Genomic DNA, 14,003 nt, shown 5'->3' on the forward strand with positions numbered 1-14,003 from the left:
CAAACATAACATGTTGAGTATTATCGCGATCACATCCATATATCGTTGGATATAGCATACTTGATATATTCATTACATATATATGATCAAGTATAGAAAAGTTATATTTATGTCATAATGTGTAGTAAAGTGTTGGAAAAGTTTTGGAGGTGCGAATTCTGTGGCCAATATTCATAATACGAAGCGAATAATGATCAGTCTGCCCGATCAATTGCTAGAAGAAGTTGATGGAATTGTCGCAACTGAAAAATCAAATCGCAGTGAGTTCATTCGCCAAGCAATGAAGCTGTATTTGATCGAGCGCAAGAAAAGACAAATACGTGAAAAAATGCAGCGTGGCTATATGGAAATGGCAAGAATTAACTTAAATATTGCCTCAGAAGCTTTTCAAGCGGAGGAAGAAGCAGACCATACTTTAGGTCGTCTTGTTAGCGGGGTGTAGGGATTGATCGTAAAACGCGGAGATGTGTTTTTTGCTGATTTATCACCAGTTGTAGGCTCAGAGCAGGGTGGAGTTAGGCCTGTTCTAGTCATACAAAATGATATTGGTAATCGCTTCAGCCCTACAGTTATTGTAGCGGCTATTACTGCACAGATTCAAAAAGCAAAATTGCCTACTCATGTTGAGATGGATGCAGAAAAACATGGGTTCGATCGTGATTCAGTTGTTCTTCTTGAACAAATTCGTACGATTGATAAACAACGTCTAACAGATAAAATTACACATTTGGATGATGAAACGATGCGCAAGGTTGATGATGCACTTTTGATAAGTGTAGGATTAATTGATTTTTAAAATAGACATATTTAGGAAAATTAGCTATAATTAAAATAAAACCTGATAAAATATGTGAAGAACGCATACCGAACTATCGATACCGATAGTGGCATGCGTTCTTTTTTGCTATTTGCAGGTTCATTTTGATCTAACAGGTCAATAAGAAAGGCGTGATGTCCCAATTAGACTAAAGTCGCAAGATGTTAAAGTGTCATGCGAATGAAGGAGGGAAGAGTAATATGTTAAGAAGTAGAAAGATGTTAATTACTTTACTATCAGCTATACTCTCGGCAGTCTTAGTATATGGACTATATCTGATGCAATCAGAGCGCATTCAAGCAGAGGAACAAGTTCAAGTGGTTGTACCAAGTCAATGGATTGAAGCGGGACAAATGATTACGATGGATCAATTGAAGTTGTTGCCCATGCCGAATTCATTAGCTACAGCTGAAATGGTTTTCGACATAGCCGATGTCATTGGGCAAGAATCAGTAGTTCCATTAGGCAGTAATGAACCAATATTACAATGGAAACTTAATCGCTACGCACTTCATCCGAATGAACAAGAAGCGACCTTTCAGATTCCTAGAGATTATATTAAATCTATATCTAATGGTATTCGTGCTGGAGATGCAGTCTGGATCTACAGTTCTGGTGAACAATCTGCACCAACAAAAATATTCCAACAAGATATTATCGTGGCATCAGTGAAAACTGGATCGAATCTTGAAGTTGATGCTCCAGAAGAGGACGGTAAAAATGCAATTGTACGCAGTAACGCAGAGCAAATGTATGCCTCTCGGCGTATTGCTAATGGCATGATCGAGTATATCAATGTCAATCTTACTGAAGAACAATGGTTGTATATTGATAATCTTTGTAGAACAGGTGAGGTTAAGCTCGTTATTGCTTATCATTCTTTACCGAAGTTAGTGAAAGGACAGGTTAATGATGAATAGTGGTAGTACTAATTATCATCCCCACAAGCAGTTATTAACGTTCATAGGAACGACTCCCAACATTGGTACAACAATCTGTGCGATCGCTACAGCATATCGTATTGTTGAAGTTACAGAGTGTAAAGTAGCATTTCTTTGTATGAATTTCAAATCTTCGAAGTTACACCGATACTTCAAAATCCCCGCTGCGCAGGCAACTGTCGACGAACTACTTCCACATTTACGTTCAGGTTCACTTACATCAACGATGTTCATGAACGCGATGACCATATCACCATCACATCCTCAATTACATGTATTGCTTGGCAATCGATATCGAGAAATGGCAGAGTATTTCAGCGATGAAGATATAGAGCAGTTAATTACTATCGCTAGAAATCACTATGATTATGTCATTATCGATTGCAATGCTTATTGGGACAATGCAGGAAGTTTATGTAGTATGCAACAAGCAGATGAAATTGTGGTAGTTACAACCAATGCGCTATCTCATTTCCAAGAAGATGCAAAAAGTTGGTACGGTACGATGTCTCATTCGCTAGGGTTAAATGATAAGAATGTACATGCTCTTATCATCAGACAAAGTAAACATTACTCAGGATTTACGGTACAAGAAATTGAGAAGGAGTTGCAATTGAAGGTCATTGGTGATGTACAGTTTCCTACTTCCTTATTTGCTAGCTTAGATGAGGGTGAACTAGACTATTGGCTAACTGAAACATCTGAAGGGCGTAACTGGTTAATTGGATTGTCGATTAATTTACTTCCTGAGCAATACACGATTAAAAAGCCACGAATATGGAAAAATATGCATGCAATATGGCAACGTAAGGTGAAGCAATCATTAACGAAAGCCGTCGGAGATCACGATAACTAAATGCTTACGATGTAACTTTTTATAAGCAAGAAGCTATATTCTGAGGATAATAAAAAGTTTTAGGAGTTGAACTGTTCAATATGACGGACAAAGAGATTAAACGATTTTCGGCAATTGAATTTATGTCCCGACACAAAGTGAAAAATGATGATATTCAAGCTGATAACGGATCTTTCCTTCAATTTCAGAACCTATGCAATGAGATGCGGAGTTTTTTGAGTACACCGAGAGGTTTGAATGAGGAAGAACGAAAGGAATACAGCGAGTCACTCAATCAAGCGGTTTTGGGTTTCCCAGATGCAAGACAGTATATATTAAATATTATTGCTGACCGATTATTGAAGCTACATATTAATGAGATAGAACAATATGAACATCCCTACGCCTCGCTTGCGGAAGCGATATTTTCTGAAGTAGTCGGCATGCATGTGCTGGAAGTTATCATTCGAGATACGGATGGACTTGAGGAAATTCAAGTAGTTGGAACAAATATATATACGATAATACGCGGCGAAGTAAGTCTCTCTCCTTATCGTTTCGAACAATTGAAAGAGGTAGAACGTATTCAACAAAATTTGGTGTTATTCAATAACGATCAAATTAATATGCGTAAACGTTGGGCGGAAGTTATGCTTCGAGATGGTTCTCGTGTAACCATAACAGGACTTGGATATACTGCACTTCCAACGTTGACGATTCGTTTTTATACACTTCGTAATATTCCTCTCTCACAATTAGCAAATGCCCCTTATAGAATGATGTCTCCCAGTATGCTTACTGTCTTCCATTTGATCCTTCAAAATCGGTATAATCTCGTTCTTATTGGCCCAACAAATACAGGGAAAACAAACCTATTGAAAGCTTGTATAGCTGAGCTACCAGCAGAAGAAAGATTGGTAACCATTGAAGGACGATATGAGATGATGATTAGTAGAGATTATCCTAATCGCAATATTATAGAGTATGAAATTAATGAGGATGATTATTTGCATAGCTCTAACCAAGCATTTAAACTCGCTCTTCGCCAATCACCTCAGCGTATTATTCATGCTGAGATCCGTGATGATGATGCAAACATTTATGTGAGAGCTTGTACACGAGGACATCATGGAAGTATGACGACAGTACATGCCAATCAGCTTGAAGATGTCCCAGAAGCTATCGTAGACATGTGTATGCTTGATGGCAGGGGCATGGATGCTAATCGTCTAGCAAAACGAATAACACAATTTGTGACCGAGATTGGTATTCAGCTTCAGCTTGTAAATGGTCGGCGTATTATTACAAGAATCGGAAGATTACAGTGGGATAATGATGAAGTTCGCGTTACCGATTGGGTTACTTATCATCCGGAAACGGATCAATGGACAATACATTGGCATTATATACGCCAGGAGTTACCTCATATTGAGGAAGGAGTTTCCTAATGATTTTTCAGGTAATGACCTTATTCATTGTTGGTGTATTGTTTCTTGTACTTATGTATATCATTGAGAATTTAATCATTACAGTGTTCACAAGGCAACGACGTAAAAGTCGTCTAACAACAATAGTGACAACTCAAACATTACGTCGGAAGTCATGGATACAAAGGTTTGTGTTGAAGGTAATAACTCATCTAAATCATCTGCTACAAACATTACGATTTTCTGCTAGTGGAGAACGTTTATTTCATTGGTTATTAAGTATTGCGCTTGTAGGTGGAGTGCTAGGATATTACATGTTCGGATCAATGAAGGGGGCTATTCTTTGTTCAGCTATGGTAGCAGGGATACCTTATATTTGTCTCAAAATGCTACTTATCCATCGACAATTAGAAGCGCAGATTGATTTCCTACCTGCAGTTGAACTGTTCTATCAATGCTATCTTATAACTGGCGAACGTCAGATTAAAATCGCTTTAGCAAAGGTTATCGAAGAGAATAGAATAGCAGGGCCAATGAAAGGGATATTTGAGCAACTATATCGTAATTTATGTGTGCGCGATAATGATGATGAAAGCTTAGATATATTCGCAAATTCGCTCGGACATATATGGGCTGACTATTTTGTGCAAATGGTAAAAGTAGCTTTGCATGAGGGGGTTACGATTTCGAGCAGCTTAAAACAATTAATTCATGATATGAGAGCTGCAAGGCGTGCGAATGAGCAGGAAAGACATCAACTATTAGAGATAAGAATTGCTAATTTTACTCCTTTAATATTTCTACTCTTATTTGTTGTTATTAATTTCAAGTACAATCGTGAGCAATCGTTACATTACTACTTCTATGACCAGTCAGGTCGTGAAATGATACTGCATATGATTACGATGATTTTTTTATCTTTCCTTATGGGGATCTATTTATCGCGCAAGAAAATGACCTAATCTACAATCCATAATTTGAACTTTCAAAAATATCTTAATTTGAATCGCGAGAGGTGTATGATGGTTGAATTTCAGTGGTACAACTGGATCTTATTTGGCGCTCAAATTGTATTTGGAACTATCGGGATTGGGGCAATTTTACATAGCATTCCTTCATCATCTCGAAGTCATTCGATCCAGCGTAAGCTATGGGGATGGCGTAAAAGAGAACCCTCTCCAAAGTTGCTTAGATTGTTTGGGATAGAGGCTCAAAACGTACTTCAAAGTAATCATGCCATATTGTGGGCTGGATGTGGCTTCAATGATTCGATTCTAGCTTATATGCTACTGAGACAAGTATTACTATGGGGAGGTTATACAAGTACGATTCTATTAATGCTATTTATACAATTACTTTCGCTTCGATGGAGCATGAATCTAGTAATCATCTTGTCGATTCTTTTAGGTGTAATTACTGCCTTGCATTTGGATCAATACTGGCTTCGAGTCTACCGTCAATTACGAGCGAACTACATCACAAAGGAAATTTACGCTATTAGCGGGCAACTTCTCTATTTTGCAGATTCTAAGCTACATATTCATACGAAGCTGCGTAAATGCATACCTTATAGTCGGTTACTGCGCAAAGACATGGAAATATTGCTTGCTGATTGGTATCATGACCCAACTATAGCACTACAAAGGTTCAAACAAGCAATAGGTACCGAAGAGGGAATTAGTTTTGTAGATACAATTGATGCACTTAGACAGCATGATAATGAGGATTTTTACATATTGCTAAGGACGAGACTCCTAGATTATAAAGACACGATTGAATTAGCGAAGGAAGGAAGAAAAGAAACAGCATCCTACGTTCTATTCGTCATTGCTGGTATTCCCATTCTCTATACATTTCAAGTATTTATCTATCCATGGGTTCAAGAGGTTAATAAACTATTATCGCTCATGAATTAAATCTGAGAAAGGAGGTGATGAGATGAAAAATATATTAATGACGGTAATGATGTTGATTGTTGTCGTTCTTCTGTTCAATAATATTATCTCGAAAGATGGAACAGGAACGAAAGCTCAAATTCAATCACAAGGTGATGCTGCTAATTTGAAGATTAGTACTGTAACACCTTAAAAGTGTTAGGACATCATTCAATGAAACGACAGGCTACTCCGGAATTGCCTCTACCTATCTCCGAACGTTACCCCTTATTCAATAAGAAAAAGAGGGATGTGCATGAAAGAACTTATAGTTACTTGCGCCTTGCTCCTAACAATGGTAATCATTTATTTATCGGTTATTCAAGCTCAGGATGGAGTGAAGGATCAGATTGATATGTCTAACTCGCATCTGACCAATTATGTGAAAGGGATTGACGCATGAAGCAAATATTAGCGTTCATTATGTTCTCAACCATTATTTGCTGGATGATGTTCGCACCTATTTACAAACATGTACTTATTACAAGACAAGCGATTTTACAGCAGGAGGTAGATTATTTATTAGAGATTGGTGCTAGTGGTCAATATGGGTATATTAGCGCTAATATGATCGATCAATCGAAGATCAGACTAGCAAAATTCGGCCTTTCAACTGGAAGGTTACAATACACAGTGTCAAGTACGGAAGGTCAACTAGTTGTCAATGATAGTTACCGAGTAGGTCGAGGTAATGGGATAGCTCTTTCTTTAGCCTATCCATATGAGCGACTAACAGCTATTGATGCGTTAATTGGCATTGAACCAGTGCCCGAAGGTCAATTAATGAGAGTATATGGTGTTCGGATGAGTGAGTATGTCGAATAGAGGTGAGTGCTCATCTATAAAATGCTAATTATTCCATTGATGTTAGTGATCTGGCTCATGATGTATACAGAGCAATTAGATCATGAACTATCAATGAAGGCATATTACAAAGGTAAGCAGGCTGTTAATCGCGGCGCCCATGCAGGAGCATTGCAGCTTGAGGAACAGCAATTGAGTGAAGGTATATTCGCAATTGATCCCGAGATGGCCTATCAAATGGCTACGGAGTACTTGTACGCTAATTTACAATTAGATCAAAGTGGTAATCCTACCTCGCAGTCCTATCTAAGAGAGAGGGTAGAGATACTGCATTTTGAAGTTTTAGATGCCTCTCTGACGTATCCCTTTGAATATAGTCTTAGTGAGTACGGCTACAGTACGACGTTTGATCGACCTGCAGTTGTCATTGTCATTAGAATGAAATATCCACGTATATTTTCGAGTAATAATCCTGTAGAATGGAATATAATTGGGAACTCTCAACTTGTATTCCAATAATAATTTACAGGAGGCAATCGATAGATGAATCGTGAACTTACTCAGAAATTACATAAAGACTACATTAAAGCATCTAAGCTCACAAGCTACATTACTCACGGAATATTTCTATTACTAATCATTGCTGCTTTGATCGTTATTATTATGAACGATTGGACTATGATACCGATTTATATTGCAGGGGCAGTGTGGATACTATCATTCGTAATATTTACGTATATCGTTCCAGCTTATGAATACCGAAGCTTATCATTCGAAGTCTTTAATGAAGAACTTGAAATCCAATCTGGCATATGGTTTCGCTCTAATGTACTCATACCGATGAATCGCGTACAACATGTTGAAGTTGGAAGTGGTCCGATTATGCGGAAATATAAGCTTGCTAGCTTAAAGGTAGTAACGGCGGCAAAGCAACATGAGATTAGCGGCTTACATCAGTCGGATGCAGAGACATTGAAGGTTCAGATTGGGGAATTAGCGAAGGTGGATGAGCTACATGACTAATCCACGTAAACTATCACGCCTAGATATTCTTTTTGGATTTCTGCAGACGCTTAAAGTATTCATTCCAATGATTTTTGTTCTTTCTATTAATATTGGTGAGACGAAGTGGATATTTACGTTATGGGGGCTACTAGGTACTTTCATTATTATAGTTCTTACATTATTGTTTGGATGGATAACATGGAAGAAGTTCAGTTTCAGCTTAGAACTGGACCGTATTGTTATCATACAAGGAGTATTCAATAAGGAAGAAAAAGTTATCTATTATAACAGAATTCATTCTGTAAATGTACAGCAACCACTCCTTCATCGGGTGTTCAGTGTTGCAAAATTGCAGATTGAGACCCCTGGTGGCAAGGCTGGTAAAGCAGAAGGTGAGTTAAGGGTACTACCGATTGCACATGCTATCGAGCTACAACAGCAGTTGAAACATTATGCCACAATCATTCGCGAAGGTGGCGTAATAACTACTATGCCTACCAACGTATACAGTAGTAGTAACACTGAGAAAGAAGTATTGAATACCGCTCAAACGAATAATTCATTGCTTGATGGAAATGAACCGGAAAATGCTACGCATCACCAACAGGTAAATGAAACAGTCGAAGTTCCTTCTTCTAATCAACAATATATGATGGAAGAGCAATTGGACTACGATATGAAGTTATCTGTCGGTCAATTATTCAAAGCTGCACTCACCTCTCTGAATCTGAATTACGCGATCATTTTCATCGTAGGTATTTTCTCCTTTGCCGATGATTTTATTAGATTCGTAGTGCCAGAGTTTAATTACAATCAGTACTTGGATGATTATAATGGTGTGTCTTTTAGTATTATTATCGTTCTTGTCGCAGTAATTATGCTATTCGTGTGGCTGTTGTCTATGGTTTTGTATGTGATAAAATTTGGAGACTATCATATCTCGCGCAGTAAAGAGCAGTTATCGATTAAGTATGGTCTACTAGAGAAGAAAAGTTATGTTTTCAATGAAGCTAAAGTTCAAGCGATTATTATGGATGAAAATCCTATTCGTCAATTATTGGGCTTTACAGAGTTAAAAGTTCAAGTTATTACATCTGATGCAAATAAGGAACAGCTTGTTATTCATCCTTTTCTTCGTAAGAAGGATATGTCTGATATCGTTGAGAGGTTAATTCCTAGTCGCAATATCATAATCCAAGAGAAGATGAAGGGTGTTCCTATTCAAGGACTGATGATATATGCTTTGTTACCAATGTTACTCGTAACTGTCATATGTAGTATCAGTATTTGGTTATGGCAATTCAATGGTTTGTGGATGTTATTGTTGTATCCAGTTATGATGTTGTGGGTTAATAGTTGTAGAGTTTCTGCTGGGTTATGGCTTGAAGGCAATGAATTGGTACTACGTAATAGATTTATTAATCGAAGGACCTATTTCATAGCTAGAAAACATATAGTAACGCTTAAGGTAAAGGATTCACCACGACAAAGGAAATTTGGATTAAGATCCATTAGTACGACCGTACTCGGCAGTATATTCGCTTATTCCGTTCGTAGCTTGCGCCGTGAAGATGTTGAATCGGTATGGGATTGGTATAGTCGAAGTAAGTAAAACATAGTTAAAGACGCACTTCATGAACTATGAAGTGCGTCTTTAACTATGTAGATAGACGGTATACGAACGGTATTGGGATATTATTAGGTTTCGATTCGCTTACTCCAAAAATTGTGATACAAAGAATTGATGAATATGTATATGAGTTAGTGCAATTGTTACGCAATAACCGTTATAATATAAATAGTTAGTCAATTAATAAAAATTAATGACTGTCATGAAGGGACGTGCAGAGGTATGAAATTAATCGTTGAACAACCAGCAGCAAGTTGGTACAAATCACAGATGGAATTACAGCAAGGAGATCATGTTCGTATCTATGTTAGATTGGGCGGCTGTGGTAGCGTTCATCCTGGACTATCATTGGGTGTAATGAAGGATCAACCACGTGAGATTGGTTTAATGGAAGAAGTGGAAGGTGTAAATTTCTACATCGAGCAAGATAATTTATGGTATTTGGAAGAGAAGGATTTGACTGTATCTTTTGATGCACCAACTGAAGAAATTAAGATGAGTGTACAATAATTTTAGCTTAGTATATGCTCTATATAAATAGAAATAAAGCTCTCTCAAACTGTGTAATCAGTTGGAGAGAGCTTTTCTTTGCAAGCGAATGTAATTATACTAATTAAGAATGAGTTTAGTTATTCATAAGTTAGTCACATCATGTAAAATGTTAGGCTAGATTCTATATTATATGTTGACGACAGCAAGGTCTAATGATAAGTTAATATATGAGAATGATTATCAATGAATAAAAAGATCGTTGAACTCGTTGCTACTTATAACGAGTTTTATTATTTCCAACAACTGAGAATGATTCTCTATCTAAGAGAAAAGATTAGAGGGAAGACATGAAAGTATGGCATTTGGTAGTTATTCTAGTGACTTTATCAGTCATATCACTGTTTGTTGGTGTAACTGATATCTCTTTATTCGAACTATTTTCCTTATCCGAGAAGCAACTGGAAGTTATGACGATTACGCGTATCCCTCGGTTAGTTAGTCTTATTATAGCTGGTGTAAGCATGAGTGTGGCAGGGCTAATTATGCAACAGTTGAGCCGCAATAAATTTGTATCCCCTACAACTGCGGGTACAGATGACTCAGCTAAATTAGGTATTATGGTAGCGATGTTAATGTTTTCTTCTGCAACTACGATGGAGAAAATGCTAATTGCCTTTGTATTCGCTCTAGCAGGTACGTTTCTATTTATGAAGTTATTAGAAAAGATTAAGTTTAAGGATGCAATTTTCATCCCACTTGTTGGCTTAATGTTCGGTAATATCATAAATTCTGTTACAACATTTTTTGCTTACAAAAACGATCTAATTCAAAACATCTCATCCTGGTTACAAGGAAGTTTCTCAAGTGTAATGTCAGGGAGATACGAATTAATTTATATTAGTGTTCCATTACTTATTGTCGCTTATCTCTATGCCAACAAATTTACAATTGCAGGTATGGGTGAAGAGTTCTCTGCGAATCTAGGACTTAATCACAAGAGAGTTGTAAATATCGGTTTGATAATTGTAGCTCTTGTATCTGTAGTAGTTATTCTTAGTGTTGGAGCTATTCCGTTTCTAGGTTTAGTTGTACCTAACATAGTGTCCTTGTATATGGGAGATAATTTGAAAAAATCACTAGTTCATACCGCTTTAATGGGTGCAATATTCTTGTTAGCTTGTGATATTATTGGAAGGATTATAATCTACCCATATGAAATTCCAATTGCTTTAACGGTTGGAGTTATCGGTAGTGGCTTGTTCCTTTACTTGCTAATGAGGAGAAGAGTTTATGAAAGCTAAGTTAATGATATTATTTGGTGTGATGGTAGCCATTATTATTGGTTTTATGTTTATTGACCTTCCACATAATTGGGACTACGCATTACCACGTAGATTGAAAAAGGTATTCGCTATTATTATTACAGGTGGAGCAATTGCTTACGCAACATTAATCTTCCAAACGATGACGAATAATAGAATTTTGACGCCAAGTGTTATAGGTCTAGATTCATTGTATTTATTATTTCAAACGTTTATCGTTTTCCTATTTGGTTCTATGAGTTTCCCTGCAGTAAATAAATATATGAACTTTGGTTTATCGACAGTGTTCATGATGTTGTTTGCTGTAGTACTATATCGCTTACTATTCAAAAGAGAAGGTAAAAACTTATTCTTCTTATTGTTAGTCGGACTTGTAATGGGAACGATGTTTGGTAGTATTTCAACGTTCTTGCAAGTGCTCATTGATCCAAATGAATTTCAAATTCTTCAAGGGAAAATGTTTGCAAGCTTTAATAATGTGAATTCCGATCTACTTATCGTAGCAACTGTAATTATTGTGCTAGTTGCCCTGTACTCGATTAGATATAACAAGTATTTAGATGTTATGTCATTAGGGAAAGAACATGCAGTGAATTTAGGTGTTCCTTATGCGAGAACAATACAAGGAATGCTGCTCATCATAGCTATTTTAATCTCAGTAAGTACAGCACTTGTAGGTCCAATAACGTTTCTAGGCTTACTCGTTGTAAATCTTGCTTATCATTTCATGGGAAGCCATCGACATGCGGTATTAATACCAGCGTCGATTTTTATAAGCATCATTGCACTTGTTGGTGGCCAGCTGCTTGTTGAACGAGTGTTCACTTTCAGTACTACCGTAAGTGTACTAATTAATTTTTTAGGTGGTTTGTACTTTATATACTTGTTACTAAAGGAGAGTAAAGCATGATTGAAGTAAGTAATGTTACCAAAATGTATGGTGGCAAGCCTGTCGTAGATAATGTTTCTTTGAATATCCCGCAGCGACAGATAACTTCGTTCATCGGTCCTAATGGTGCAGGTAAAAGCACATTACTATCTATAATAAGTAGGCTTCTCACTAAAGATAGCGGTACAGTTAAAATTGATGGTAAGGATGTGAGTGTTTGGAATACGGGGGAATTAGCGCGCAAAATCTCTATTCTAAAGCAGTCCAACCATATTAGCATGCGCTTAACTGTTCGTGATCTTGTAAGCTTCGGACGGTTTCCTTATTCACAAGGGAAATTAACGAAGGAAGATTGGATTTTCATAGATGAAGCGATTGAGTATATGGACCTTACCGACTTGAAAGATCGATTTCTCGATCAATTAAGTGGTGGACAGAAACAAAGAGCTTATATTGCTATGATTATTGCCCAAAATACAGAAGTAATATTGCTTGACGAGCCACTTAATAATTTGGATATGAAACATTCCGTTCAAATTATGAAGGTCTTAAGAAGACTTGTTGAGGAACTCGGAAAGACAATTGTTATTGTTATTCATGATATTAATTTTGCTTCTTGTTATTCTGATTATATTGTTGCACTCAAGGATGGAAAAATTGTACAAGAAGGTCCAACTGAACAAATTATCGATGAACCTGTATTGGAAAGTATATATGATATGAATATTCCAATAGAAGTTATTGATGGTAATCGTATTGGTGTGTATTTCAAATAATAGAGATAAAGGGTGGAGAAAAGATATGAAAAAGAATTTATCAATGATGATGCTAGTAGTAGTAATGGCTATTGTAATGGCAGCATGTGGCAATAACACGAACAATGCAACAAATAACGGAGCAACGGGTGGAACTACAAATACACCTGAGAATTCGTCAGAACCTTCAGCAACTAGTCTTAAAGTAACTCATCTACTAGGTGAAACAGATGCACCAATCAACCCAGGAAAAGTCGTTGTATTCGATTTTGGTGTACTTGATACATTGGATCGTCTAGGTGTTGAATCTATTGTAGCCGTTCCTCAAGATTCACTGCCAGCATACCTTGAAAAATATGCTAGCGCTGATTATATTAACGCTGGTGGTTTGAAAGAGCCAGACTTCGAAGCAATCGATGGTGCCGAGCCAGATCTAATTATTATTTCTGGTCGTCAATCTGATGCTTATGAAGAATTGAGTAAAATTGCTCCGACAATCTATATGGGCGTTGATAACGCTGATTACTTAAACTCTTTCACTAAAAACGTTAATACACTTGCTACAATTTTCGGTAAAGAAGAGCAAGCTGCTACTGAATTAGCTGCAATTAACGAAGTTATTGAAGGTGTTAAAGCTGATGTGTCTGCTACAGATAAGAAAGGTCTAATTATTCTTGCTAATGAAGGTAAAATTAGTGCATATGGTCCCGGTTCTCGTTTTGGTCTAATTCATGATGTTCTAGGCGTTCCAGCAGTAGACGAAAAGCTTGAAGTTTCTACACATGGTAACGAAATTGGTTTTGAATATATTGCAGAGAAAAACCCTGGTTACCTATTCGTTATTGACCGTACTGCGGCAGTTGGCGGCGAAGGTAATGCAAAAGATACAGTTGAAAATGATCTTGTAAAAAACACTGATGCATTCAAAGAAGGTCATATTACTTACCTTGATCCTCAATACTGGTACCTATCTGGTGGTGGATTAATCTCTGTAGAGAAAATGGTTAAAGATATTGATGCAGCTGTAAAATAATAGAGCAATTCGAACATATCTTGAAGCGATTTAGTTGCTTCGAGATATGTTTTTTTTGCAATTGAGAAAAAGTAATAGTATGATAAATAGTACAAACTTAAGCATGACAAGCTTACTCG

At 36.9% G+C, this 14,003-nt stretch carries 18 protein-coding genes; all 18 read left to right on the top strand.

All coding sequences use genetic code 11. The features are described from left to right. Nucleotides 1–160: 160 nt before the first annotated feature. A complete protein-coding gene (locus NAG76_11710; protein ID URN92567.1) occupies nt 161–442 on the top strand; it encodes a CopG family ribbon-helix-helix protein in 282 nt (93 codons plus the stop codon). Between the two features lie 3 nt (nt 443–445). Further along, on the top strand, nt 446–796 hold the full coding sequence (locus NAG76_11715; protein URN92568.1) for a type II toxin-antitoxin system PemK/MazF family toxin: 351 nt from the start codon (nt 446–448) through the stop codon (nt 794–796). A 221-nt stretch (nt 797–1,017) separates the two neighbouring features. Further along, the gene (locus NAG76_11720) at nt 1,018–1,737 is read left to right on the top strand and encodes a flagellar biosynthesis protein FlgA (protein ID URN92569.1); all 720 of its coding nucleotides are present in this window, start codon (nt 1,018–1,020) and stop codon (nt 1,735–1,737) included. After that, nucleotides 1,730–2,614: a hypothetical protein gene (locus tag NAG76_11725; protein URN92570.1), complete on the top strand. Its 885-nt coding sequence runs from the start codon at nt 1,730–1,732 to the stop codon at nt 2,612–2,614. The genes NAG76_11720 and NAG76_11725 overlap by 8 nt, the downstream gene beginning before the upstream one ends. Before the next feature lie 215 nt (nt 2,615–2,829). Next, nucleotides 2,830–4,041 carry a Flp pilus assembly complex ATPase component TadA gene (gene tadA, locus NAG76_11730; GenBank protein URN92571.1) on the top strand — a complete coding sequence of 404 codons (1,212 nt, stop codon included), beginning with the start codon at nt 2,830–2,832 and terminating at the stop codon, nt 4,039–4,041. Continuing rightward, complete coding sequence (locus NAG76_11735) at nt 4,041–4,982, top strand: hypothetical protein (GenBank protein URN92572.1); 942 nt, start codon at nt 4,041–4,043, stop codon at nt 4,980–4,982. The genes tadA and NAG76_11735 overlap by 1 nt, the downstream gene beginning before the upstream one ends. Before the next feature lie 60 nt (nt 4,983–5,042). Next, entirely contained in the window at nt 5,043–5,936 is an 894-nt protein-coding gene (locus tag NAG76_11740) for a hypothetical protein (GenBank protein ID URN92573.1), read from the top strand. A 22-nt stretch (nt 5,937–5,958) separates the two neighbouring features. Further along, the gene (locus NAG76_11745) at nt 5,959–6,108 is read left to right on the top strand and encodes a hypothetical protein (GenBank protein URN92574.1); all 150 of its coding nucleotides are present in this window, start codon (nt 5,959–5,961) and stop codon (nt 6,106–6,108) included. 102 nt (nt 6,109–6,210) lie between these two features. Then, nucleotides 6,211–6,357, top strand: a complete 147-nt coding sequence (locus NAG76_11750; protein ID URN92575.1) for a hypothetical protein — start codon at nt 6,211–6,213, stop codon at nt 6,355–6,357. Continuing rightward, on the top strand, nt 6,354–6,779 hold the full coding sequence (locus NAG76_11755) for a hypothetical protein (protein ID URN92576.1): 426 nt from the start codon (nt 6,354–6,356) through the stop codon (nt 6,777–6,779). Before NAG76_11750 ends, NAG76_11755 begins: the two co-directional genes overlap by 4 nt. 6 nt (nt 6,780–6,785) lie before the next feature. Further along, nucleotides 6,786–7,277 (top strand): hypothetical protein, encoded by a 492-nt coding sequence (locus NAG76_11760; protein ID URN92577.1) that lies wholly within the window; start codon nt 6,786–6,788, stop codon nt 7,275–7,277. A 24-nt stretch (nt 7,278–7,301) separates the two neighbouring features. Further along, nucleotides 7,302–7,781 carry a PH domain-containing protein gene (locus NAG76_11765; protein URN92578.1) on the top strand — a complete coding sequence of 160 codons (480 nt, stop codon included), beginning with the start codon at nt 7,302–7,304 and terminating at the stop codon, nt 7,779–7,781. Further along, entirely contained in the window at nt 7,774–9,375 is a 1,602-nt protein-coding gene (locus NAG76_11770) for a PH domain-containing protein (GenBank protein ID URN92579.1), read from the top strand. Before NAG76_11765 ends, NAG76_11770 begins: the two co-directional genes overlap by 8 nt. Before the next feature lie 240 nt (nt 9,376–9,615). Beyond that, on the top strand, nt 9,616–9,903 hold the full coding sequence (locus NAG76_11775; GenBank protein URN92580.1) for a HesB/YadR/YfhF family protein: 288 nt from the start codon (nt 9,616–9,618) through the stop codon (nt 9,901–9,903). A gap of 329 nt (nt 9,904–10,232) precedes the next feature. After that, nucleotides 10,233–11,186, top strand: coding sequence for an ABC transporter permease (locus NAG76_11780; protein URN92581.1), 954 nt, complete (start codon nt 10,233–10,235; stop codon nt 11,184–11,186). Then, nucleotides 11,176–12,117: an iron chelate uptake ABC transporter family permease subunit gene (locus NAG76_11785; protein ID URN92582.1), complete on the top strand. Its 942-nt coding sequence runs from the start codon at nt 11,176–11,178 to the stop codon at nt 12,115–12,117. Before NAG76_11780 ends, NAG76_11785 begins: the two co-directional genes overlap by 11 nt. Further along, entirely contained in the window at nt 12,114–12,872 is a 759-nt protein-coding gene (locus tag NAG76_11790) for an ABC transporter ATP-binding protein (GenBank protein URN92583.1), read from the top strand. The genes NAG76_11785 and NAG76_11790 overlap by 4 nt, the downstream gene beginning before the upstream one ends. Before the next feature lie 25 nt (nt 12,873–12,897). Then, nucleotides 12,898–13,884 carry a siderophore ABC transporter substrate-binding protein gene (locus NAG76_11795; GenBank protein ID URN92584.1) on the top strand — a complete coding sequence of 329 codons (987 nt, stop codon included), beginning with the start codon at nt 12,898–12,900 and terminating at the stop codon, nt 13,882–13,884. The last annotated feature ends 119 nt before the right edge of the window (nt 13,885–14,003 follow it).

It is taken from the genome of Candidatus Pristimantibacillus lignocellulolyticus (assembly GCA_023639215.1).
Classification (GTDB): Bacteria; Bacillota; Bacilli; order Paenibacillales; family Paenibacillaceae; genus Pristimantibacillus; species Pristimantibacillus lignocellulolyticus.